Here is a 23,005-nt window from a genome sequence, read left to right as displayed (position 1 = left end):
ACCCCCATCACCGGCTATCAATCACGGCATGCTTCAGCACAGGTCTGATACGTGAAAACCCGATCCGAAGAGCTCCAGGTATTCGTCGCCGTGATCGACTGCGGCTCGATCTCCGCCGCCGCCGAGCAGATCGGCCAGACCCCCTCGGCGGTCAGCCGCACCCTGTCGCGGCTGGAAACCAAGCTCGGCACCACGCTGGTCAATCGCACCACCCGGCGCATGGACCTGACCGAGGAAGGTCGCTTCTTCCTCGAACGCGCGCGGCTGATCCTCGAGCAGATGGACGAGATGGAAGAACGTCTGTCGATGCACCGCCAGACCCCCTCCGGGCGCCTGCGCATCAATGCCGCCGCGCCGTTCATGCTGCATGCCATCCTGCCCTGGATCGGCGAGTTCCGCCGCCAGTACCCAGGGATCGAACTGGAACTGAACACCGACGACCTGATCATCGACTTGCTGGAGCAGAGCACCGACGTGGCCATCCGCATCGGCGAGCTGGCCGACTCCAGCCTGCACGCCCGCTCCCTGGGCTGCAGCCCGGTGCAGGTACTGGCCAGCCCCGAGTACCTGGCCCGCCATGGCACCCCACAGCGGGTGGAGGACCTCGACGAGCATTGCCTGCTCGGCTTCAGCCAGTTGGAAACCCTCAACCAGTGGCCATTGCGTCATGCCGAGGGCGATCGCTGGAGCATCCGCCCCAGCCTGGTCGCCTCCAGCGGCGAGACCTTGCGTCAGTTGGCCCTGGCTGGCGAGGGCATCGTCAGCCTGTCGCACTTCATGACCCACGAGGACATCCGCAGCGGTCGCCTGCAGGTCGTGCTAGGCGAGTTCAACAATGGCTATCGCCAACCGATTCACGCGGTGTACTACCGCAATACCCAGTTGGCCCTGCGCATCCAGTGCTTCCTCGACTTCATCCAGCAAAAGCTGGCGATGTACGCCTGCTCGCTGCCCTGACGTTCATCGACGGTGGAAATTCCCTGGGTGTTTGCGTAGTCCAGAGGCTTGGGCCTTAATGACTGTTCGACAAGAACAACACCAAGGAAAGTGCGCATGCGTATCGTCATGTTCCGGTCCCTGGCCTTCGGGGCCGCGATCCTCAGCTGTTCCTCGGCATTTGCCGTGACCCTCGAAGGCGGTGCCGTGGCCGCCCCCGATGAATATGGCGCACAGGTCGCCGCCGATATTCTGAAGAAGGGCGGCAACGCGGTGGATGCCGCAGTGGCCACGGCCTTCACCCTGGCGGTGACCTACCCCGAGGCCGGCAACATCGGTGGCGGTGGCTTCATGACCCTGTTCGTCGACGGCAAGCCGTATTTCCTCGACTACCGCGAGGTGGCTCCCAAGGCCGCCAGCCGCGACATGTACCTGGACGACAAGGGCGAGGTCATCGAGAACCTGAGCCTGGTCGGCGCCCGTGCCGCCGGCGTGCCGGGTACGGTGATGGGGCTGTGGGAGGCCCATCAGAAGTTCGGCAAGCTGCCTTGGAGCGAGCTGCTGACCCCGGCCATCGGCTATGCCAAAAACGGCTTCAAGGTCGCCGAAAAACAGTACCAGTACCGCGACGACGCCCAGGGCCTGTTCAAGGAGGCCACCAACTTCAACGACTACTTCGCCAGCATGAAGGTCGGCGAGCTGTTCAAGCAGCCGGAGCTGGCGCAGACCCTCGAGCGCATCGCCGACAAGGGCGTCAGCGAGTTCTACCAGGGCCGGACCGCCGACCTGCTGGTGGCGCAGATGCAGGCCGACAAGGGCCTGATCACCAAGGACGACCTCAAGGACTACAAGGCCGTGTGGCGCCAGCCGATGGCCCTCGATTGGCGCGGCAACGTGGTCTATACCGCACCGCCGCCCAGCTCCGGCGGTGTTGCACTGGCCCAGCTGCTGGGCATCAAGGAAGTGCGGGCGGCGGACTTCAAGGGCGTGGCGCACAACTCGGCGCGCTACATCCACCTATTGGCGGAGATCGAGAAGCGCGTGTTCGCCGACCGCGCCGACTACCTGGGCGACCCGGCCTTCACCCAGGTGCCGGTCGCCCGGTTGATCGACAAGGACTACCTGGCCAAGCGCGCTGAACAGGTCAACCCCGATGCGATCTCCGAGACCGACAAGGTGCGCCCGGGCCTGGAGTCGCACCAGACCACCCACTTCTCCATCGTCGACAAGCAGGGCAACGCGGTGAGCAACACCTATACCCTCAACCTCGACTACGGCAGCGGTGTGGTGGTCAAGGGCGCGGGCTTTTTGCTCAACGACGAGATGGACGATTTCAGCGCCAAGCCTGGCGTGGCCAATGCCTTCGGTGTAGTCGGCGGTGACGCCAATGCCATCGCGCCGGGCAAACGCATGCTGTCGTCCATGAGCCCGAGCCTGGTCACCCGTGACGGCAAGGTGACGCTGGTGATCGGCACGCCGGGTGGTTCGCGGATCTTCACCTCGATCTTCCAGGTGATGAACAACCTGTATGACTACGGCATGCCGTTGGAGAAGGCCGTGGCGGCGCAGCGCGTGCATCACCAACTGCTGCCCAAGGACACGATCTACTTCGACAGCTACGCGCCGCTGACCGGGCCGGTGGCCGAGGAGCTGAAGGCGATGGGCTATGTGCTGGAGGACCAGGGCTGGGAAATGGGCGATATCCAGGCGATCCGGGTGACGGGGGACAAGCTGGAGACGGCGTCCGATCCACGTGGGCGGGGTGTGGGGAAGGTTGTCGAATAAGCGTTGGCTGGACTTGGGATGGTGGGTTGAGTGGTCCGCCTCTTAGCTAGCCGTTCCGCTCAGCGTAGGTTGGCAAGCGTTGTGAATGTCAGATCGCCGGCATGGATGACTGATGGCACATTGATTGTTTCTAGGCTATTTCTTTTATTGATAGCCACCGTGTGATGGGTTTTATGGGAGTCCTTCTGTTGGGGCTAGGACGCGCAAAACGTTGGCGTTTGGCTGCCTGAGAGAAGTGGACATCATGGATAACAATATAGAAAGCGTTTTGATATGTGATTCTTCATGGTTTCTGGGTTTAGTAGTCGTTTCGGGGGTCTTGGGAGCGATTGGTACGCAAATAGCTTTTCTGATGATGTGGTATGTGAAGGAGTTAATTGTTGCCCAGAAGAAGGGAAGGGCTGTCAGGGAAAGTGCTGGATCAGACGTGCACGGGGAAAATAACAAAGAGGGGCTGTCCGATTTTATTTTTACGGGTGTGCTAACCGGAATTGTCGAGAGATTTTTTTTCACATTGGCAATCGGGCTGCTGGGAACCTCAGGGGTTGTGCAGGCTGCTATTGCATGGGTTGCGATCAAGGGGCAAGTTCACTACAGAATTTTCACCGATGATAAAAGCGGAGATACAGATGGTAGCGGATTGTTACGCGCCTACTTAGGTATGTTCGGCTCTCTGGTTTCTATCTCCTTTGCGATTTGGGGCGGAGTCATATGGCAAGACTGCCATACGCTTTCTGGATCGACGAATTTTTGCCGGGAATTTTTCAGTAGTTTGTTCCAACTATTCTGATGGGCGGGTGTCATGCCAGTCGCATGCTCTTGGGGCCATCGGGTGCGCTGTCGCGCAGAGACATGCGGTTGACGCAGGGCCCTGTAGCGGGCTTGTCGGGGCGCCGAACCGCCGCGAATAGGCCGGCCCTGACACCCCAGGTGTATGACAAGGGCTGCGCCCTTAATTCGCGAGCAAGCTCCCACAGGAACCCTACTAAATCAATAAATTACACCAGGCTCTATGCGGGCAGGGCTTGCCGGCGATGGGCTGCGAAGCAGCCCCTGGTCCTGTCGGTCAAACGCGGAACTGGCTGACCAGCGTTTGCAGGTGCCCACCCAGCCGCGCCAGTTCGACGCTGGAGGCCGCCGTCTCGTCGCTCGCCGTGGCGGTCTGTTCCGACACATCCCGTACATTCAGGATGCTGCGGCTGATTTCCTCGGCCACGGCGCTCTGCTGTTCGGCAGCGGCAGCGATCTGCTGGTTCATCGACTGGATGTTCGACACCGTGCGGGTGATGTTCTCCAGCGACAGCCCGGCCTTGCGCGCAAGCTCCACGCTGCTGTCGGTCAGGGAGCGGCTGCCGAGCATGACGTCGGCCACCTGCTGGGTACCGTTCTGCAGGCTGGCCACCAGCTCCTCGATCTCCTCGGTGGACTGCTGGGTACGCTGGGCCAGCCCGCGTACCTCGTCGGCCACCACCGCGAAGCCACGACCGGCCTCACCGGCGCGTGCCGCCTCGATGGCGGCGTTGAGCGCCAGCAGGTTGGTCTGCTCGGCCACCGACTTGATCACGTCCATGACGCTGCCGATCTTCTGGCTTTCCTGCTGCAGCAGGCTCATGGCCTCGGTGGAGCGATGCACCTCGGCGGCCAGGCGCTCGATCTGGCTGACCGCCTCGCCCACCACGCGATCGCCGGCACGGGCTTCCTCATCGGCGCCGGTGGCGGCATGGGAGGCCTGCTCGGCATTGCGCGCCACTTCCTGGACGGTCGCGGCCATCTCGTGCATCGCCGTGGCGACCTGGTCGGTCTCGACCTTCTGGCTGTTGGCGCCGGCGCTGGTCTGCTCGGTCACCGCCGACAGTTCCTCGGCGGCACTGGCGATCTGCGTGACGCCGTCGCGAATACCGGTGATCAGCTCGCGCAGGGTCACGCCCATGCGGGCGATGCCCTGCTGCAGCACGCCCAGTTCGTCGCGACGGGTGACGCGCAGGTCCTGGGTGAGGTCGCCGCTGGCGATCTTTTCCACCACATCCAGGGTCTCGCGCAGCGGGCGGGTGATCTGTCGGGTGATGAGGAAGGCCGCCAGCACGCCCACCAGCAGTGCCAGCAGGGTAGCGATGGTCTGCAGGCTGCGCGCCTGGGCGCTTTCGTTGTCGCGGCGCTCGAGCTGGATCTTGTACAGCGCATCGCTGCGCTTGACGATATCGGCACCCTGTACGGTCATTTCCGCGCGGGCCACGCCAATCTCGGCGGTGGCGTCGCGGAACTGACGCACGGCATCGCGATAGGCCAGCATGGCACGCTCGAACTGCTGGATAGGCGCGGTCTTGCTCGGCAATTGGCGCTTGAGGCCGTCGATTTGCGCCAGTGCGGCATCGAGCTGGCGCAGGGCGGCCTGTTCGGCATCGGGGGAAAGGTCGGTGATGTAGTTGCGCACGTCCAGGCGCACCTGGGCCAACTGTTGCTCGACCTTGCTGACCACCAGGTACTGCGCCAGGCGGGCGGCATCGTCCTGCGGGCTTGCCAGCACGTCGCGGCCGATCGTCTCGATCGCATCGTGGGCCTGGCTGGCGGTCTGGTCCATGGCCTCACGGGCGGCGAGGGTGGCCTTGTAGCCTTTGCGCATCTTGTCCAGCGAGACCCGGTACTCACTGATGGTCTGGCCCTGCTCGCGCAGCAGCTTGAGGTTTTCCGGGCTCTTGAAGGTGTTGACCAGGTGTTGCTGCTGGGCGCCGAAGGTGTCGAGCTTGTCCAGCACGTTGGCGGCCGAGGTGTCGTCGCCGTTGGTCAGCATGTATTGCAGGCGCGCGACGCGCAGGTTGGTCAGGTCGCTGTTGAGCTGGGTGATGTCGCTCATCCAGTTGCTGCGGTCGATCAGGCTGCCCAGGCTGGTCCAGCCGGTCAGGGCCAGCAGGCCGGTCAGCAGCAGGACCAGGCCGAAGCCCAGCCCGAGTTTAAGGTTGACGCTGATGTTGGCAAACCAGCTGTTCATGCACGCTCTCCCGAAGTGATTTTCGCTCTCTTGATCTCCAACCGCCGGGCGTTTGTTGTTATCAGGTGGGCCCGCTGATTCGTGGAGGGGTTATCGGCAAGCAGGGCCGAAGCTGAAACGCTTTTTCGAGAACATTTGAAACGTTTGCGTGCGGGAGATCGCGGAGGGCGCTCTGCGCCCCATTCGCGGGCTTGCCGGGACGCCGGAGCGCCGCGAATGGGGGGTTAGGTGGGTTTCAGAGGTTGCGTGCGTTGAAGGTATCGCAGCGATTGACGTCGCCGCTGGAAAAACCAGCCTTGAACCAGCGCACACGCTGGGCCGAGGTGCCATGAGTGAACGAGTCCGGCACCACGCGGCCCTGGCCGCGCTGCTGCAGGCGGTCGTCGCCGATGGCATTGGCGGCGCTGAGGGCTTCCTCGACATCGCCCGGCTCCAGCCAGTTCAGGCGTTTCTGCGCCTGGTAGGCCCAGACCCCGGCCAGGCAGTCGGCCTGCAGCTCCTGGCGCACCAGCAGGCCGTTGTCGCCCTCCATGCGCTGGCCACTGCGGCGGGCAGCGTCGACCTGGGCAGAGACCCCCAGCAGGGTCTGCACATGGTGGCCGATCTCATGGGCGATCACATAGGCCTGGGCGAAGTCGCCGGCGGCGGCGAAGCGGGTTTCCATTTCGCGGAAGAACGTCATGTCCAGGTACACCCGTTGGTCGGCCGGGCAGTAGAACGGTCCGACCGCCGAGGAGGCGAAACCGCAGGCCGAGCTGACCTGGCCGCTGAACAGCACCAGCTTGGGGTCGCGGTACTGTTTGCCGGCCTGGGCGAACAGGGCTTTCCAGGTATCTTCGGTGTCGCCGAGGATCGAGGCGACGAACTCGGCCTGCTCGTCGTTGGCCGGCGGTGCCTTGCCACCCGCCCCGGCAGGGACCTGCTGCTGTTGCTGCTCCATCTGGCCGGCGATCTGGCCGAGGATCTGCAACGGATCCTGCCCGGTGATCCAGCCGATCCCCACGATCAGCAGGATCGCGCCAAGCCCCAACCCCTTGCCGCCGCCAAAACGCATGCCGCCGCCACCACCTGCGCCGCGGGCATCGACTACGTTGTCGCTGCGTCGGCCTTTTCGCCATTCCATGAAATGCTCTCCGGAGCGTGAAACATGAAGACAAAGATTAGTTCAGTGTCGCTGCGCCTGTCAGCCGGCGTGTGCATCCATAACCAAAAGGTTATGGATGGTCGGCATGTTTTCAATATTCACGCTGCCCGGCCTGTTCGAAACTGCAGGCCAGCCTGCCACGCACAGGCGACTCCATAATTCCAAGAGAGGAAAACGGCATGCCCGCCCAGGACACCCGCCGCTTCGTGATCCGTGATCGCAACTGGCACCCCAAGGCCTTCACCCCCGACTACAAGACGTCCGTGGCACGCTCCCCGCGCCAAGCCTTGGTGAGCATCCCGCAGTCGATCAGCGAAAGCACCGGCCCGGACTTTTCCCACCTCGGTTTCGGCCCCCACGACAACGATCTGCTGCTGAATTTCAACCATGGCGGCCTGCCGATCGGCGAGCGCATCATCGTGGCCGGGCGTGTGCTCGACCAGTACGGCACGCCGGTGCCCAACACCCTGGTGGAGATGTGGCAGGCCAACGCCGGTGGTCGCTACCGGCACAAGAACGATCGCTACCTGGCGCCGCTGGACCCGAATTTCGGCGGTGTTGGCCGCTGCTTGACCGACCGCGACGGCTACTACAGCTTCCGCACCATCAAGCCTGGCCCCTACCCCTGGCGCAACGGCCCCAACGATTGGCGTCCGGCGCATATCCATGTGTCGATCAGCGGCCCGTCGATCGCCACCCGGCTGATCACCCAGCTGTATTTCGAAGGTGACCCGCTGATCCCGCTGTGCCCGATCGTCAAGTCGATCGCCAACCCCGACGCGGTACAGCGGCTGATCGCCAAGCTCGACATGAGCAACGCCAACCCCATGGACTGCCTGGCCTATCGCTTCGACATCGTGCTGCGCGGCCAGCGCAAGAGCCACTTCGAGAACTGCTGAGGAGCCTGCCATGCCTATCGAACTGCTGCCGGAAACCCCTTCGCAGACCGCCGGCCCCTACGTGCATATCGGCCTCGCCCTGGCGGCGGCCGGCAACCCGACCCGCGACCAGGAGATCTGGAACCGCCTGGCCAAGCCGCACGCGCCGGGCGAGCACATCCTGTTGATCGGCCACGTGTATGACGGCAACGGCCACCTGGTGCGCGATTCGTTCCTGGAGTTCTGGCAAGCCGACGCCAGCGGCGAGTACCAGGACCACTACAACCTGGAAAACGCCTTCAACAGCTTCGGCCGCACCGCCACCACCTTCGACGCCGGCGAGTGGGCCCTGCACACGGTCAAGCCAGGGGTGGTGAAGAATGCCGCGGGCGTACCCATGGCGCCGCATATCAACATCAGCCTGTTCGCCCGTGGCATCAACATCCACCTGCATACGCGGTTGTATTTCGACGATGAGGCCGAGGCCAACGCCACGTGCCCGGTGCTCAACCTGATCGAGCAGCCGCAGCGGCGCGAGACGCTGATCGCCAGGCGCTGCGAGGTGGAAGGCCAGGCGGCGTATCGCTTCGATATCCGCATTCAGGGAGAAGGAGAGACGGTGTTCTTCGACTTCTGATGCACCGGAAAAGCATCGCCGGCAAGCTGGTTTCCACAGGCACCGCGTAGCCCTCAAGCTCAGCGCATTGCCTGTGGAAGCCTGCTTGCCGGCGATAGCGCCCGTGCGGTCAGCGCCGTACCAGCAGCACGCCGCTTTCCATGTGGTGGGTATACGGGAACTGGTCGAACAGCGCGCAGCGCTCGATGCGGTGGGTGTCGTGCAACTGGGCGATGTTCGCCGCCAGGGTCTCGGGGTTGCACGAGATGTACAGGATGCGCTCGAAGCGCCGGGCCAGTTCGCAGGTGTCCGGGTCCATGCCGGCACGCGGCGGGTCGACGAACACCGTGCCGAACGCATAGCCCTTCAGGTCGATGCCTTCGAGCCGGCGGAACGGGCGAACCTCGTTCAGGGCCTGGGTCAGCTCTTCGGCCGACAGGCGCACCAGCCGAACGTTATCCACACCGTTCTCATCCAGGTTGCTCAGCGCGGCATTGACCGAGGTCTTGCTGATCTCGGTGGCCAGCACCTGGCGCGCGCGGGTGGCCAGCGGCAGGGTGAAGTTGCCGTTGCCGCAGTACAGCTCCAGCAGGTCGTCATCACGCTCGCCCATGGCCTCGAAGGCCCAGCCCAGCATCTTCTGGTTCACCGCGCCGTTGGGCTGGGTGAAGGCGCCTTCCGGCTGGCGGTAGCTGAACACGCGGCCGGCCACCTTGAGTCTTTCCACGGCATAGTCGCGGCCGATGACCAGGCGCTTGCCCTTGGAACGGCCGATGATGCTGACGCCCAGCTCGTCGGCCAACTGTCGCGCGGCGATTTCCCAGGCTTCGTCCAGCGGGCGGTGGTAGCACAGGGTGACCATGGCATCGCCGGCCAGGGTGGTGAGGAACTCCACCTGGAACAGCCGGTTGCTCAGCGCCTCGCTGGCCTGCCAGGCGGCTTTCAGGCGCGGCATCAAGGCAGTGATCCGCTGGCTGGCGATGGGGAAGTCGTCGATCAGGATCGGCGTGTGCTTCTCGCCCGGGGCGAACATCGCGTAGTGGCGCTGGCCGTCCTCGCGCCACAGGCGGAATTCGGCGCGCAGGCGATAGTGCTCGCGCGGCGAGTCGAACACGGCCGGTTCCGGCGCGTCGAACGGTGCCAGCAGCTCGCGCAGGCGGGTGACCTTGGCGTCCAGTTGCGTGGCATAGGTGGAAGGATCGAAGACAGCACTCATGCGTTGAGCCAGCCCAGCTTGATGACGAACAGGATGGACAGGATCACCAGGGCCGAGTTCAGGTCGCGGTAGCGACCGGAGATCAGCTTGACGGCGGTCCAGGCGATGAAACCGAAGGCGATGCCGTTGGCGATCGAGTAGGTCAGCGGCATGGCCAGGGCGGTGACCACCACGGGCGCGGCCTCGGTGACGTCGTCCCAGTTTATTTCCGCCAGGCCCGAGGCCATCAGCACCGCGACGAACAGCAGCGCCGGGGCGGTGGCGAAGGCCGGTACGCTGCCGGCCAGTGGGGCGAAGAACAGCGCCAGGAGGAACAGCATGGCGACCACGATGGCGGTCAGGCCCGTACGCCCGCCCGCACTCACGCCCGCGGCGGATTCGATGTAGCTGGTGGTGGTCGAGGTGCCCAGCAGGGAGCCGGCCATGGCTGCGGTACTGTCGGCGATCAGGGCTCGGCCCATCTTCGGCATGTAGCCGTCCTTGCCCATCAGCCCCGCGCGCTTGGCCACGCCGATCAGGGTGCCGGAGTTGTCGAACAGGTCGACGAACAGGAAGGCGAAGATCACGCTGACCAGGCCCACGTCGAGGGCGCCGGCGATGTCCAGCTGCAGGAAGGTCGGCGCCAGCGACGGTGGCATGGAGACGATGCCGCCGAACGGCGTCACGCCCAGCAGGATCGAGGCCAGGGTGATCGCGAGGATGCCGATCAGCACCGCGCCGCGCACCTTCAGCGATTCGAGCGCGACGATCAGGAAGAAGCCAAGGGTCGCCAGGATCGGCGCGGGTTGCTTGAGGTCACCCAGGCCCACCAGGGTCGCCGGGTTGTCGACCACGATGCCGGCGTTGTGCAGGGCGATCAGCGCCAGGAACAGGCCGATGCCCGCCGCGATGGCCGAGCGCAGCGGCAGCGGGATGCTGTTCACGATCCACTCGCGGATACGGAAGATCGACAGCAGGAAGAACAGCACCGCCGAGAGGAACACCGCACCCAGCGCGACCTGCCAGGTGTGACCCATGTGCAGGACCACGGTATAGGTGAAGAAGGCGTTCAGGCCCATGCCGGGCGCCAGGGCGATCGGGTAGTTGGCGATCAGGCCCATGGTCGCTGAGCCGATGGCCGCGGCCAGGCAGGTGGCGACGAAGATCGCACCCTTGTCCATGCCGGTCTCGCCGAGGATGCTCGGGTTGACGAACAGGATGTAGGCCATGGCCAGGAAGGTGGTGACGCCCGCGAGTATCTCGGTGCGCACGTTGGTGTTGTGTGCTCTTAGTTGAAACAGCCTTTCCAGCATGCCCGCTCCCCAAGGCGCCCCCGGCGCCGTGAATGTATCGACCCCATCAGCAAAGCACAGACCGTAGCGGATGCCGTGGATTTGCGTGGGGCTGAAAAAAGCCGCGCATCATACCAGCATGGATGGCGGGGGCCTATGGGCGCCGGGACGGGCGGGGTGGGTGGCATACCGCGGCACAGGCTCGGCACATGCCTAGCCTTCGTGCAACCGGTCGCGCTTGGCCAGGGTCGGGAACAGTTTCATCCACATCCCGGTCACCACCAGCGTGCCCACGCCGCCCAGCACCACCGCCGGCACCGTGCCGAACCAGTGCGCCGTCACCCCTGACTCGAACTCCCCGAGTTGGTTGGAGGCGCCGATGAACAAGCCGTTCACCGCACTGACCCGCCCGCGCATCTCATCCGGCGTCTCCAACTGCACGAAGGCACCGCGGATGACCATGCTGATCATGTCGGCCGCACCGAGCACCACCAGCACGGCCAGGGAGAACCAGAACGAGGTGGACAGGCCGAAGGCGATGGTCGCCACGCCGAACACGCCGACGGCGGTGAACATGATCAGGCCCACCTTGCGCTCCACCGGGAAGCGCGCCAGCCACAGCGACATCATCAGCGCCCCCACCGCCGGCGCCGAGCGCAGCAGGCCCAGGCCCCAGGCGCCGGTGAGCAGGATGTCCTTGGCGAATACCGGCAGCAGCGCCGTGGCGCCACCGAGCAGCACGGCGAACAGGTCCAGGGAAATGGCCCCGAAGATGTCCCGGCGGCTGCGGATGAAACGGATGCCGGCCAGCAGCGATTCGAGGTTGGCGCGACCGCGCTGGGGGAGCTGCTGGCGAGCGTCGAGGCTCAGGGTCAGCAGGCAGGCGATGGCGTACAGGGCGACCGTCGGCGCATACACCCAGAGGCTGCCGAAGGCATAGAGGAAGCCACCCACGGCCGGGGCGACGATGGTCGCTGACTGGGTCGCCGAGGCCGAGGCTGCCACGGCTCGCGGAAACAGCCCTGGCGGTACGACATTGGGCAGCAGGGCCTGGGTCGCCGGCATTTCGAAGGAGCGAGTGGCGCCGAGCAGGAAGGCGAGGATGAAGATCAGCTCGCGGCTGACATTGTCGGTGGCGCTGCCCACTGCCAGGGCCAGTGCGATCGAGGCCTGCAGGCTCTGGCACAGGGCGGCGACACGGCGGCGGTCGTAACGATCGGCCACGTGGCCGGTGTGCAGCATGAACAGCACCCGCGGCGCGAACTCCACCAGGCCGACCCAGCCCAGGTCCAGGACGTTGCCGGTCAACTGGTAGAGGTGCCAACCGATGGCCACGGTGAGCATCTGGAAGCCGCTGGCGGTGAACACACGGGCCAGCCAGAAGGCGAGGAAGGGGCGGTGGTGGCGCAACAGCAGCGGGGCGGAGTCGGGCATCGCAGATCTGCAACCTCGGTGGTAGAGGGGATGCAGGGTATCATCTGACTGTAACAAATAGTTACTTTTTCAGAAGGCGTGCGACTGACGAAGAACCCTGTGGGATCACCCATGCCACTCATTTGCAAGCGGGTGAGGCAACCGGTCACGCGGCAATCAACCACACGCTCCATCCGGCCATTCGCGTCTATGCTTTCCAGCAGTCGTTGACCTGGGTCAATAGTTCCAGATGCAACGATTCGGCCTGATGGCCGGACTCCCTGCGATCGAACAGAACAATTCCAGCGCGCCGCACTCGATAACCGTGGGGGCTGTGGGCGTGAAGGCCATCGGCCTGGACGCCGGATTACCTGAAGAGGAAGCACTATGTTCGGTTTAGAGGCCTTGGAGCTCGCCCGAATCCAGTTTGCGTTTACCGTATCCTTCCACATCCTGTTCCCAGCCATCACCATTGGCCTGGCGAGCTACCTGGCGGTTCTCGAAGGCCTCTGGCTGAAGACCGGCAACAACGTCTACCGTGACCTCTACCACTTCTGGTCGAAGATCTTCGCCGTCAACTTCGGCATGGGGGTGGTCTCCGGCCTGGTCATGGCCTACCAGTTCGGCACCAACTGGAGCCGTTTCTCCGATTTCGCCGGCGCCATCACCGGCCCCTTGCTGACCTACGAGGTGCTGACCGCATTCTTCCTCGAGGCGGGCTTCCTCGGCGTCATGCTGTTCGGCTGGAACCGTGTCGGCCGGGGATTGCACTTCTTCTCCACGCTGATGGTCGCCCTCGGCACCCTGGTGTCGACCTTCTGGATCCTCGCCTCCAACAGCTGGATGCAGACCCCCCAGGGCCACGAGATCATCGATGGTCGGGTGGTGCCGGTGGACTGGCTGGCGGTGATCTTCAACCCGTCCTTCCCCTTCCGCCTGATGCACATGGCCACCGCTGCGTTCGTCGCCACGGCCTTCTTCGTCGGCGCCTCGGCCGCCTGGCACCTGCTGCGCGGGCGTGACAACCCGGCCGTGCGCAAGATGCTTTCGATGGCCATGTGGATGGCCCTGATCGTTGCCCCGATCCAGGCGGTGATCGGTGACTTCCATGGCCTCAATACGCTCAAGCACCAGCCGGTGAAGATCGCGGCCATCGAAGGCCATTGGGAGAACGTGCCCGGTGAGCCGACGCCGCTGATCCTGTTCGGCATTCCCGACATGCAGGCCGAGACCACCCGCTTCAAGATCGAGATCCCGGCCCTGGGCAGCCTGATCCTGACCCACAGCCTGGACAAGCAGGTCCCGGCGATGAAGGAGTTCCCGCCCGAGGACCGGCCCAACTCGACCATCGTGTTCTGGTCGTTCCGCATCATGGTCGGCCTGGGCCTGCTGATGATCTTCGTCGGCCTGTGGAGCCTGTGGCTGCGCAAGCGCGGCACGCTGTACAGCTCGCGGCCGTTCCTTTACCTGACCCTGTGGATGGGGCCGTCGGGCCTGATCGCCATCCTTGCCGGCTGGTTCACCACCGAGGTCGGCCGCCAGCCCTGGGTGGTCTACGGCCTGATGCGGACCGCCGATGGCGTGTCCAACCACAGCTACACCCAGCTCGGCCTGACCCTGGTGATTTTCGTGGTGGTCTACTTCGCCCTGTTCGGCACGGGCCTGGGCTACATGATGCGCCTGGTGCGCAAGGGGCCGCAGACCGGCGAGGGCGACGAGCACAAACCCGGTGGACCGGGGCAGAAACGCACGCCGGCACGGCCGTTGTCCGCCGCCGATGACGACGGCATCGATGCCGACGCCGCCAGCCTGAACAAGGGGAACTGAGCCATGGGTATCGATCTTCCGTTGATCTGGGCCGTGATCATCATCTTCGGCGTCATGATGTACGTGGTGATGGACGGCTTCGACTTAGGGATCGGCATGCTCTTCCCCTTCGTCAAGGGCGAGCGTGACCGTGACGTGATGATGAACACCGTCGCCCCGGTATGGGACGGCAACGAAACCTGGCTGGTGCTGGGCGGCGCGGGACTGTTCGGTGCGTTCCCCATGGCCTATTCGGTGGTGTTGGAGGCGCTGTACCTGCCGCTGATCCTCATGCTGGTGGGGCTGATCTTCCGCGGCGTGGCGTTCGAGTTCCGCTTCAAGGCCACGGCCGCCAAGCGCCATATCTGGGACAAGGCCTTCATCTGGGGGTCGCTGGTCGCCACCTTCTTCCAGGGTGTGGCCCTGGGTGCTTTCATCGAAGGCTTCAAGGTGGTCGATCGCCACTATGCCGGTGGTTCGCTGGACTGGCTCACCCCGTTCAGCCTGTTCAGCGGGCTCGGCCTGATCGTCGCCTACACCTTGCTCGGTTGCACCTGGCTGATCATGAAGACCGAAGGCCCGCTGCAGCAGCAGATGCATGACCTGGCTCGGCCCCTGGCGCTGGTGCTACTGGTGGTGATCGGTATCGTCAGCCTGTGGACGCCGCTGGCCTATCCGCAGATCGCCGAGCGCTGGTTCAGCCTGCCCAACCTGATCTGGTTCATGCCGGTGCCGATCCTGGTGCTGGTGACCTTCTACGGGCTGCTGCGGGCGGTGGCACGCAATGCCCACTACACCCCGTTCGTGCTGACCCTGGTGCTGATCTTCCTCGGCTACAGCGGCCTGGGCATCAGCCTGTGGCCGAACATCATCCCGCCGTCGATCTCCATCTGGGATGCCGCGGCTCCGCCGCAGAGCCAGGGCTTCATGCTGGTGGGCACGTTGTTCATCCTGCCGTTCATCCTGGGGTACACCTTCTGGAGCTACTACGTGTTCCGTGGCAAGGTGACCCATGATCAGGGCTATCACTGAGGGGGCGCGGCGATGAACGTTGGAGAGAAAAAGCCACTGTGGCAGCGCCTGGGTTGGCTGGTGCTGATCTGGGCGGCCAGCGTCGCCGCCCTTGGGGTGGTGGCCTGGCTGATGAGGATGTTCATGAGTGCGGCGGGGCTCAGTACGCATTGAGTCCCTCGGGGGGCCAGAACAGGGGCTGCGAAGCAGCCCCAAATGGCAGCAGAAACGCTAACGGATCTGCATTGATAGGCCCTACTTGCGCGCCTTGAGCACCACGAACTTCGGCGTCGCCGCCACCTGCTCTACCCCACGGAACAACCGCGCCAGTTTGCTGTGATAACCCAGATGGCGGTTGCCGACGATGTACAGCGCGCCCCCGATCACCAGCGCTTCACGGGCCTGCTGGAACATGCGCCAGGCAAGGAAATCGCCGACCACCTGCTGCTGGTGGAACGGCGGGTTGCACAGCACCACGTCCAGCGACTGCTTGTCCTGCCCGGCCAGGCCATCGGCGGGGCGGATCGTTACCTCGCGTTCGCCCAGCGCCGCTAGCCAGTTCTCCCGGGCCGACTGCACGGCCATGTACGACTCATCCACCAGCGTGTAGTGCGCGTCGGGGTTGGCCAGGGCACTGGCGATCGCCAGCACGCCATTGCCGCAGCCCAGGTCGGCGACACGGGCCTGGCCAAGGTCGCGGGGCAGGTGCGGCAGGAAGGCACGGGTACCGATGTCCAGCCCTTCGCGGCAGAACACATTGGCATGGTTGACCAGCTCCAGGGCGGGGGATTCCAGGCGGTAGCGGGTGGGGTAGGGCGAACGCGCGGCGGGACGCTCGTCGACGACGCTGGCCGTGAGCAGGCGTGCCTTTTTCTGGGCCAGCGAAGCCTGCACCGGGCCGATGTACTTTTCCATCAGGTCGCCTGCGGCACGCGGCAGATGCTTGATCATGGCGCCGGCGATCACCTGGGCGCCTGGCGCCAGGTGGCCCTGCAGGCGGATCAACTGCTCTTCGAGCAGGGCGAGGGCCTTGGGCACACGCACCAGTACCCGATCGAACGGGCCCTGCCAGCGTTCGCTGGCGGGCACGAAGGGCACGCTGTCGTAGGGCTTGCCATTGCGCACCAGGTTCTTTTCCAGGGCCAGGTGGGCCAGGTGCGAATCGCCACTGCTGACCACGTCCAGGTGCCCGGCCAGGCTGGCGGCCAGGGCCCCGAAGCTGTCATTGAGCACCAGTACCCGGCAACCGGCCCCCGGTGCCTGGCCGGCCAGGTGCTCCAGCAGGTAGTGGTCCGCGGCATCGAAGGCTTGCAGGGGATCGTTGGCCTGTTCCGGCTGGCGGATCAGGTCGAGTTCGGCGAAGGGGCTGGTCAGCAGGGGCATGGCGTTGGCTCGGGTGCGAAACTGCCCATCGCAGGCCACGACGAGCTTCAGGTGCGCGATTCTACAGGGCTTTGCGCCTGGCGTCAGAGCAGGCCGCGGGTGGCGGCGATGGCGATCGCCCCGGCCTTGTTGGCGGCGTTGGTCTTGGTGATCACGCTGCGGATGTGGAAGTTCACGGTGCTGGTCGACAGCGAAAGGATGCAGGCGATGTCCGAGGCGGTCTTGCCGGCGGCGGACCACTTGAGGACCTCCAGCTCCCGGTCGCTCAGGCTGGGCTCGGGGGCGAGCCGCGCCAGGTGATACTCGCAGAGCAGGGCATGCAGGCTATTGCACAGCCAGAGCACCTGGGCGGCCTTCTCGTAGAATTCGGCGGTGTCGATCGCTCCTTGTGGCCTGGCCACGCTCAGTTGGGTTTCGTTGTGCTGCAGGTCGTGCACCGATTGTGTCCAGCCGTGACACAAACCATGGCTGCAGGCCGTTTCGCGCAGGTGGGGAACCTCGTGGTACAACTCATCGTGCCAGAGGACGGGCATCGTGGTGCGATGGCATCTGTTGACGACCGGGTCTTCGCGCAGCGCTTCGCCGCCCTGGCAGTGGGCGTTCCATTCGCCTGGATAGTTGTTGTAGCGCACCACCTGCGGAGGATGGGCGGCGATGGGCAGGTACAGCGCCAGGCCCAGGTAGGTCATGTCCAGATCTTGGACCAGGCCAAGGGCGCGATCGAACAGTCGTTGTGGCTCCCGCTCCTCGAGCAGCAATTGCAGTTGTTGGGTTTTCCACTGTGGCATGAGTCGGCTCCCTCTGGACTCTAGATGGATCCAAAATTCCGCTACCGGATGATTGTAGGAAAAGACCTAGCAATTTGTTCGGAATATTTTGTTATAGACCGTGCTCGCCGACGAGCGCCGCACGAGGCCCTACAAACCATCGGTGTTCATCCCCGGCGCTTTGGGCGACACTGGGCGTTCCTGATCGATGGAGCCCGTCATGACTGCCAGCGCCGACAAGTTCACCCGCCAGACCCTGCTCGACGTCCAGCCGTTGACCCCCAATCTGTTCACCCTGCGGGTCACCCGCGACCCTGGGTTTCGTTTCCGTTCCGGGCAGTTCGCCCGTCTGGGCGTGACCAAGGCCGATGGCAGCGTGGTATGGCGGGCTTACTCGATGGTCAGCGCCCCCCATGACGAGTTCCTCGACTTCTTCTCCATCGTCGTGCCGGGCGGCGAGTTCACCAGCGAGCTGAGCCGCCTGGGCGAGGGCGATCACTTGCTCATCGATCGCCAGGCCTTCGGCTACCTGACCCTCGACCGTTTCGTGGGTGGCCGTGACCTGTGGTTGCTGGCCACCGGCACCGGTATCGCGCCGTTCATGTCGATCCTGCAAGACTTCGAAGCCTGGGAGCGATTCGACAATATCAAGCTGGTGTATTCGGTGCGCGAGGCCAAGGAACTGGCCTACCTGGACCTGATCGCCGGCCTGGAGCAGCGTGACTACCTGGCCGAGTTCGCCGGCAAGCTGCAGTTCATCCCGGTGGTCACCCGCGAGCGGTACCCTGGGGCGTTGAATGCGCGGATCACCACGCTGATCGAGCATGGCGAACTGGAGAAGGCAGCGGGGCTGGAGCTGTCACCGGAGCATTCGCGGATCATGCTGTGCGGTAACCCGGACATGATCGACGACACCCGCAAGGTGCTGAAGGCGCGCGACCTGCAGTTGAGCCTGAGCCGGCGGCCGGGGCAGGTGGCGGTGGAGAACTACTGGTAGCTGCAAGCCACGAGCTGCAAGAAAAAGCAGCTATCACACCGATCGGCTTTTTCTTGCAGCTTGCAGCTCGTGGCTAGTCGCTCAGGGCTGACGGTTCTTGAGCAGGTCGCGGATCTCGGTCAGCAGGGTCTCCTCGGGCGTCGGCACGGGCGGGGCGCTCGGGGCCTCGGCTTCTTCGCGCTTGAGGCGATTGATCACCTTCACGCCCATGAAGATCGCGAAGGCGATGATCAGGAAGTCGATCACCGTCTGGATGAACTTGCCATAAGCCAGCACCACCGCGGGGATGTCGCCCTCGGCGGCCTTGAGGGTGATGGCCAGGTCACTGAAGTCCACCCCACCGATCAACAGGCCCAGCGGCGGCATGACCACGTCGCCCACGAAGGACGATACGATCTTGCCGAAGGCCGCGCCGATAATGATACCGACGGCCATGTCGACGACATTTCCCTTTACCGCAAAGGCCTTGAATTCACTGAGCATGCCCATGGTTTATTCCTTGTAACAAATGGATAAGGTATTCGCAGTGTAAGCCAGCTATGCGCTTCATGCGTTACGCCGATGCTAGAGACTGCGGTTAGATCGAATAGTTTTGTCGCTTCCCGGCACGTTCGAGGCACGTCCGGCTCGGCTATCATGGCGATTTTTTCCAGGAGACTGAGCCCATGGCCAAGGCCAAGCGCTTGTATGGCTGCACCGAGTGTGGCGCGACCTTCCCCAAATGGGCCGGCCAGTGCGGTGAATGCGGGGCCTGGAACACCCTGGTCGAGACCCTGATCGAGAGCGGCGGTGCCGCGGCGCCCAGCGGGCGTGCCGGCTGGGCCGGGCAACAGGCACAGATCAAGACCCTGGCCGAGGTCAGCGTCGAGGAGATCCCACGTTTCGGCACTGGCAGTACCGAGCTGGACCGGGTGCTCGGTGGTGGCCTGGTCGACGGTTCGGTGGTGCTGATCGGCGGCGACCCGGGGATCGGCAAGTCGACCATTCTGCTGCAGACCCTGTGCAACGTCGCCGCGCGCATGCCGGCGCTGTACGTCACCGGCGAGGAGTCCCAGCAGCAGGTGGCCATGCGCTCGCGGCGCCTGGGCCTGCCCCAGGACCAGCTCAAGGTGATGACCGAGACCTGCATCGAGGCGATCATCGCCACGGCGCGCCAGGAAAAGCCCCGGGTCATGGTCATCGACTCGATCCAGACCATCTTCACCGAACAGCTGCAGTCCGCGCCCGGCGGCGTGGCCCAGGTCCGCGAGAGCACCGCATTGCTGGTGCGCTATGCCAAGCAGAGCGGCACGGCGGTGTTCCTGGTCGGCCACGTGACCAAGGAGGGCTCCCTGGCCGGTCCACGGGTGCTGGAGCACATGGTCGACACCGTGCTGTACTTCGAGGGTGAGTCCGATGGCCGACTGCGTCTGCTGCGGGCGGTGAAGAATCGCTTCGGCGCGGTCAACGAGCTGGGCGTGTTCGGCATGACCGACCGGGGCCTCAAGGAGGTTTCCAACCCGTCGGCGATCTTCCTCAACCGCGCCCAGGAGGAAGTGCCCGGCAGCGTGGTCATGGCGACTTGGGAAGGTACCCGGCCGATGCTGGTGGAGGTCCAGGCGCTGGTGGACGACAGCCACCTGGCCAACCCGCGCCGGGTCACCCTGGGCCTGGACCAGAACCGCCTGGCCATGCTGCTGGCGGTGTTGCACCGGCACGGTGGTATTCCCACCCATGATCAGGACGTGTTCCTCAATGTGGTGGGGGGCGTCAAGGTGCTGGAGACGGCGTCGGACCTGGCATTGATGGCGGCAGTCATGTCCAGCCTGCGCAACCGCCCGCTGGCCGATGGCCTGCTGGTGTTCGGCGAGATCGGCCTGTCCGGTGAGGTACGCCCGGTGCCCAGTGGCCAGGAGCGCCTCAAGGAGGCCGCCAAGCACGGTTTCAAGCGCGCCATCGTGCCCAAGGGCAATGCGCCGAAGGAAGCCCCGGCCGGTTTGCAAGTGATTGCCGTGACCCGGCTGGAACAGGCCTTGGATGCACTCTTCGAGTGATCCAAGCCCCAAGGCTGGTCAGTGAAGTGGCATTGGGGCCGATAGTTTCGCGACATGAAAAAAGGGGAGCCGACGATGCGCATCGGCTCCCCTTGCGTGACCGCCGCAGGTGGCGATCAGTGCTCTGCCAGCGCCTTGCGCCTGGGCGCCTCGTCGCCCTGTTCGTCAGGTTCGAGCACCGGCACCTCGTTGCCGTCGGCATCGAACAGTTTGCCGTCCTTGAAGTAGTCGCCATCACGCAGGGCCGAGAGGTCGGAATACTGGATGGTTCGCTCGTAGCCCGCGGCGAACACCGATTGCTGGTCCGAGTTGCCCACGGTGAAGTGGTTGAAGATCAGGTTCAGCAGGATGGCCATGATCGCCGCCGAGCTGATGCCGGAGTGGAAAATGGTCTCGAACCAGTTCGGGAAGTGGTGGTAGAAGTTCGGCGCGGCAATCGGGATCATGCCGAAGCCCAGCGAGGCGGCGACGATGATCAGGTTGACGTTGTTCTTGTAGTTGACCTTCGACAGGGTGCGGATACCGCTGGCGGCCACGGTGCCGAACAACACGATGCCTGCACCGCCCAGTACCGGCGTCGGTACCGCGGCGATCACCCGGCCCATGATCGGCAGCAGGCCGAGCACCACCAGGATCACCCCGCCGGTGGCCACCACGTAGCGGCTCTTGACCCCGGTCACCGCCACCAGGCCGACGTTCTGGGCGAACGCACTCTGGGTGAAGGAGCCGAAGATCGGTGCCAGGATGCTCGAGGCCATGTCGGCGCGCAGGCCGTTGCCCAGGCGCTTGGAGTCGACCTTGGTATCGATGATCTCGCCCACGGCGAGGATGTCGGCCGAGGTCTCCACCAGGGTCACCATGATCACGATGCACATCGACAGGATCGCGGCGATGTGGAAGGTCGGCATGCCGAAGTGGAACGGGCTGGGGAAGGCGAACATCGGGCCTTCGCTGACCTTGCTGAAGTCGGTCATGCCCAGGGCCCAGGCGATCAGGGTACCTGCCACCATGGCCAGGAGGATCGACAGGCGCGAGATGGTCGCGTTGCCCAGCTTGCTCAGCAGCAGGACGATGGCGAAGGTCAGTGCCGCCAGGCCGATGTTGGCCATGCTACCGAACTCCGGCGAGGCGCTGTTGCCGCCCATCACCCAGCGCGCGGCGACCGGCATCAGGGTCAGGCCGATGGTGGTGATGACGATACCGGTGACCAGCGGCGGGAAGAACTTGGTGATGCGCGAGAACACCGGGGTGATCAGGAAGCCGATCAGCGAGGCCGCCATGACCGCGCCGAGCACGCCCTGCAGGCCACCGCCGCCTTCACTGCTGAGGATCGCCCCCATGGTGGCGACACCGGCGAAGGACACCCCTTGCACCAATGGCAACTGGCAGCCGAAGAACGGCAGGCCAAGGGTCTGCAACAGCGTGGCCAGGCCACCGGCGAACAGCGAGGCGGCGATCAGCAGGCCGATCTCCGCGGGCGCCAGACCCGCGGCCTGGCCGAGGATCAGGGGCACGGCCACGATCCCCCCGTACATGGTCAGCACATGCTGCAGACCATAGGCCAGGTTGGCGCCAAGCCCGAGGTATTCATCCTCGGGGCGCTTGGCGGGAGACGTGCTAGGGGACGTAGTCATGGAGCAGGCTCTCTGTTTATTGTTGTGTCGCTACTGTAGACAATTCCTGCAAACAAATACCACAAGAATTGTATACAAGATTTTGATCGGAGCGCGGACAAGGGCGTTCGCAAGGTGCGGGCAAATGGAATGCAGAATGCGTTCCAAGCTGGCAGAGGCGATGCTAGAGGGGTGTGTACAACACAGCTGCTACCCAACAGAAAGCTGTCTGGGTAGACAGGAAACACATGGCGGGAAGAATGTTAGCTGGCTAAGAGATATCAATATTCGATGAGTTCGCGCAGCTCGCGCATCATTTCGGTGCTGTCGGCGACGTTCAGTTCCACAAGACGGTGCAAATGGGTCATCGAATCGATGTCGATATAAAGGCAGATGAAGCCGAGCCGGGTGGGTTCTTCATGACGCAATTCCACCTGCATCTGTACACGGGTCTGCGGGTCGAGATGGATGATGGCGTCGAAATCCTGGGTCAGGTCGGCATCCCACGGCTCGGGACGCTCGATCAGCAGGCCCTTGAGCGACAGGTCGAGCAGTTTCACCGGCCAGCGCCGTGTGCCCTGGCGCAGCTCGGTGGGGGCGTCGAAGTCGATGCGCTGGAAGCGGCGGCGTTCGTCGTGTTCGCTCATGGCTAGACCCTCCGGGGGTGCTTCCTGACTATAGTTGATTGGTCTGTGCATCAGGTACCGCTGACGGGCCGCGGAGGCTCTAGATCAAAGCAAGTATGGCAATGCGCGATGACACGCCCTAGACTCGGTGGGCGGTCTTTTTCCAATCCACCAGCTGGAAGTGAACCATGAACAACAATAATAGCCTGCTACGCCACATTCCGTGGTTGGCGCTGGCGGTCATAGGCGCTTGCGCGCTGGGTGTGGTCGCCCTGCGTCGCGGCGAGGCGATCAATGCCTTGTGGATCGTAGTCGCCGCCGTGGCCATCTACCTGGTCGCCTACCGCTACTACAGCCTGTTCATCGCCACCAAGGTGATGCAGCTCGACCCGCGTCGGGCCACCCCGGCGGTCCTCAACAACGATGGCCTGGACTACGTCCCGACCAACAAGCACATCCTCTTCGGCCACCACTTCGCCGCCATCGCCGGCGCCGGCCCCCTGGTCGGTCCGGTGCTCGCCGCG

General features: G+C 64.3%; 21 protein-coding genes and 1 pseudogene. 11 read left to right on the top strand and 11 right to left on the bottom strand.

The features are described 5' to 3' along the window. The first annotated feature begins 51 nt into the window (after nucleotides 1-51). The 3 genes from NJF35_RS22295 to NJF35_RS22285 all read left to right on the top strand — a co-directional run bounded on the left by NJF35_RS22295 (nucleotide 52) and on the right by NJF35_RS22285 (nucleotide 3,511). On the top strand, nucleotides 52-957 hold the full coding sequence (locus NJF35_RS22295; RefSeq protein ID WP_225790532.1) for a LysR family transcriptional regulator: 906 nt from the start codon (nucleotides 52-54) through the stop codon (nucleotides 955-957). Nucleotides 958-1,053: 96 nt separating this feature from the next. Next, entirely contained in the window at nucleotides 1,054-2,721 is a 1,668-nt protein-coding gene (ggt, locus tag NJF35_RS22290) for a gamma-glutamyltransferase (protein ID WP_225790531.1), read from the top strand. A gap of 244 nt (nucleotides 2,722-2,965) precedes the next feature. After that, nucleotides 2,966-3,511 (top strand): hypothetical protein, encoded by a 546-nt coding sequence (locus tag NJF35_RS22285; protein WP_225790530.1) that lies wholly within the window; start codon nucleotides 2,966-2,968, stop codon nucleotides 3,509-3,511. Nucleotides 3,512-3,787: 276 nt separating this feature from the next. Here NJF35_RS22285 and NJF35_RS24940 read toward each other — a convergent pair whose 3' ends face one another. From NJF35_RS24940 to NJF35_RS22275, 3 genes and pseudogenes are all read right to left on the bottom strand, one after another. Further along, on the bottom strand, nucleotides 3,788-4,492 hold the full coding sequence (locus tag NJF35_RS24940; protein ID WP_410046032.1) for a methyl-accepting chemotaxis protein: 705 nt from the start codon (nucleotides 4,490-4,492) through the stop codon (nucleotides 3,788-3,790). 201 nt (nucleotides 4,493-4,693) lie between these two features. Further along, a pseudogene (locus NJF35_RS24935) lies at nucleotides 4,694-5,572 on the bottom strand (methyl-accepting chemotaxis protein); the annotation flags it as partial. A gap of 370 nt (nucleotides 5,573-5,942) precedes the next feature. Beyond that, nucleotides 5,943-6,830, bottom strand: a complete 888-nt coding sequence (locus tag NJF35_RS22275; protein ID WP_225790528.1) for a neutral zinc metallopeptidase — start codon at nucleotides 6,828-6,830, stop codon at nucleotides 5,943-5,945. Between the two features lie 200 nt (nucleotides 6,831-7,030). Between NJF35_RS22275 and pcaH the strand changes: the two genes are divergently transcribed. Both pcaH and pcaG read left to right on the top strand, forming a co-directional pair. After that, complete coding sequence (gene pcaH / locus NJF35_RS22270) at nucleotides 7,031-7,750, top strand: protocatechuate 3,4-dioxygenase subunit beta (RefSeq protein ID WP_225790527.1); 720 nt, start codon at nucleotides 7,031-7,033, stop codon at nucleotides 7,748-7,750. A gap of 10 nt (nucleotides 7,751-7,760) precedes the next feature. Then, nucleotides 7,761-8,366, top strand: coding sequence for a protocatechuate 3,4-dioxygenase subunit alpha (gene pcaG, locus NJF35_RS22265; RefSeq protein ID WP_225790526.1), 606 nt, complete (start codon nucleotides 7,761-7,763; stop codon nucleotides 8,364-8,366). Nucleotides 8,367-8,475: 109 nt separating this feature from the next. On the opposite strand, the gene trmA is transcribed toward pcaG, so the two are convergent. The 3 genes from trmA to NJF35_RS22250 form a co-directional block, all read right to left on the bottom strand. Continuing rightward, nucleotides 8,476-9,561 carry a tRNA (uridine(54)-C5)-methyltransferase TrmA gene (gene trmA, locus NJF35_RS22260; protein ID WP_253091491.1) on the bottom strand — a complete coding sequence of 362 codons (1,086 nt, stop codon included), beginning with the start codon at nucleotides 9,559-9,561 and terminating at the stop codon, nucleotides 8,476-8,478. After that, nucleotides 9,558-10,853 carry an NCS2 family permease gene (locus tag NJF35_RS22255; protein WP_225790524.1) on the bottom strand — a complete coding sequence of 432 codons (1,296 nt, stop codon included), beginning with the start codon at nucleotides 10,851-10,853 and terminating at the stop codon, nucleotides 9,558-9,560. The genes trmA and NJF35_RS22255 overlap by 4 nt, the downstream gene beginning before the upstream one ends. Nucleotides 10,854-11,045: 192 nt before the next feature. Continuing rightward, complete coding sequence (locus NJF35_RS22250; RefSeq protein WP_253091490.1) at nucleotides 11,046-12,266, bottom strand: MFS transporter; 1,221 nt, start codon at nucleotides 12,264-12,266, stop codon at nucleotides 11,046-11,048. 366 nt (nucleotides 12,267-12,632) lie between these two features. Between NJF35_RS22250 and NJF35_RS22245 the strand changes: the two genes are divergently transcribed. Genes NJF35_RS22245 through NJF35_RS22235 form a run of 3 tightly spaced genes read left to right on the top strand, consistent with a single transcriptional unit; the run spans nucleotide 12,633 to nucleotide 15,236 of the window. Next, complete coding sequence (locus tag NJF35_RS22245) at nucleotides 12,633-14,072, top strand: cytochrome ubiquinol oxidase subunit I (protein ID WP_225790522.1); 1,440 nt, start codon at nucleotides 12,633-12,635, stop codon at nucleotides 14,070-14,072. A 3-nt stretch (nucleotides 14,073-14,075) separates the two neighbouring features. Next, nucleotides 14,076-15,083 carry a cytochrome d ubiquinol oxidase subunit II gene (cydB, locus tag NJF35_RS22240; protein WP_225790521.1) on the top strand — a complete coding sequence of 336 codons (1,008 nt, stop codon included), beginning with the start codon at nucleotides 14,076-14,078 and terminating at the stop codon, nucleotides 15,081-15,083. Between the two features lie 12 nt (nucleotides 15,084-15,095). Continuing rightward, on the top strand, nucleotides 15,096-15,236 hold the full coding sequence (locus NJF35_RS22235) for a DUF2474 domain-containing protein (protein WP_225790520.1): 141 nt from the start codon (nucleotides 15,096-15,098) through the stop codon (nucleotides 15,234-15,236). A gap of 81 nt (nucleotides 15,237-15,317) precedes the next feature. Here NJF35_RS22235 and NJF35_RS22230 read toward each other — a convergent pair whose 3' ends face one another. Both NJF35_RS22230 and NJF35_RS22225 read right to left on the bottom strand, forming a co-directional pair. Then, complete coding sequence (locus tag NJF35_RS22230) at nucleotides 15,318-16,445, bottom strand: methyltransferase (protein ID WP_253091489.1); 1,128 nt, start codon at nucleotides 16,443-16,445, stop codon at nucleotides 15,318-15,320. Nucleotides 16,446-16,528: 83 nt separating this feature from the next. Beyond that, on the bottom strand, nucleotides 16,529-17,233 hold the full coding sequence (locus NJF35_RS22225; RefSeq protein WP_225790518.1) for an autoinducer binding domain-containing protein: 705 nt from the start codon (nucleotides 17,231-17,233) through the stop codon (nucleotides 16,529-16,531). Between the two features lie 199 nt (nucleotides 17,234-17,432). Between NJF35_RS22225 and NJF35_RS22220 the strand changes: the two genes are divergently transcribed. Beyond that, on the top strand, nucleotides 17,433-18,209 hold the full coding sequence (locus NJF35_RS22220) for a ferredoxin--NADP reductase (RefSeq protein WP_225790517.1): 777 nt from the start codon (nucleotides 17,433-17,435) through the stop codon (nucleotides 18,207-18,209). Nucleotides 18,210-18,290: 81 nt separating this feature from the next. Here the strand turns inward: NJF35_RS22220 and mscL are convergent, their stop codons facing one another. Beyond that, nucleotides 18,291-18,698: a large-conductance mechanosensitive channel protein MscL gene (mscL, locus tag NJF35_RS22215; protein ID WP_225790516.1), complete on the bottom strand. Its 408-nt coding sequence runs from the start codon at nucleotides 18,696-18,698 to the stop codon at nucleotides 18,291-18,293. A 176-nt stretch (nucleotides 18,699-18,874) separates the two neighbouring features. Here mscL and radA point away from each other — a divergent pair, with 176 nt between their 5' ends. After that, complete coding sequence (gene radA, locus NJF35_RS22210) at nucleotides 18,875-20,242, top strand: DNA repair protein RadA (RefSeq protein WP_225790515.1); 1,368 nt, start codon at nucleotides 18,875-18,877, stop codon at nucleotides 20,240-20,242. A gap of 116 nt (nucleotides 20,243-20,358) precedes the next feature. Here radA and NJF35_RS22205 read toward each other — a convergent pair whose 3' ends face one another. Together NJF35_RS22205 and NJF35_RS22200 are read right to left on the bottom strand one after the other, a co-directional pair. Then, nucleotides 20,359-21,876 (bottom strand): nucleobase:cation symporter-2 family protein, encoded by a 1,518-nt coding sequence (locus NJF35_RS22205; protein WP_225790514.1) that lies wholly within the window; start codon nucleotides 21,874-21,876, stop codon nucleotides 20,359-20,361. 260 nt (nucleotides 21,877-22,136) lie between these two features. Then, nucleotides 22,137-22,502 carry a PilZ domain-containing protein gene (locus tag NJF35_RS22200; protein WP_225790513.1) on the bottom strand — a complete coding sequence of 122 codons (366 nt, stop codon included), beginning with the start codon at nucleotides 22,500-22,502 and terminating at the stop codon, nucleotides 22,137-22,139. A gap of 167 nt (nucleotides 22,503-22,669) precedes the next feature. On the opposite strand from NJF35_RS22200, the gene NJF35_RS22195 reads away from it, so the two are divergent. Next, the coding region (locus NJF35_RS22195; RefSeq protein ID WP_317235062.1) for a carbon starvation CstA family protein at nucleotides 22,670-23,005 on the top strand (336 nt) is incomplete at its 3' end.

This window comes from Pseudomonas guariconensis (genome assembly GCF_024127895.1).
Taxonomy (GTDB): Bacteria; Pseudomonadota; Gammaproteobacteria; order Pseudomonadales; family Pseudomonadaceae; genus Aquipseudomonas; species Aquipseudomonas guariconensis_B.
Note: the sequence above shows the minus strand (reverse complement) of the source record. Positions and strands in the feature narration are given on the sequence as shown.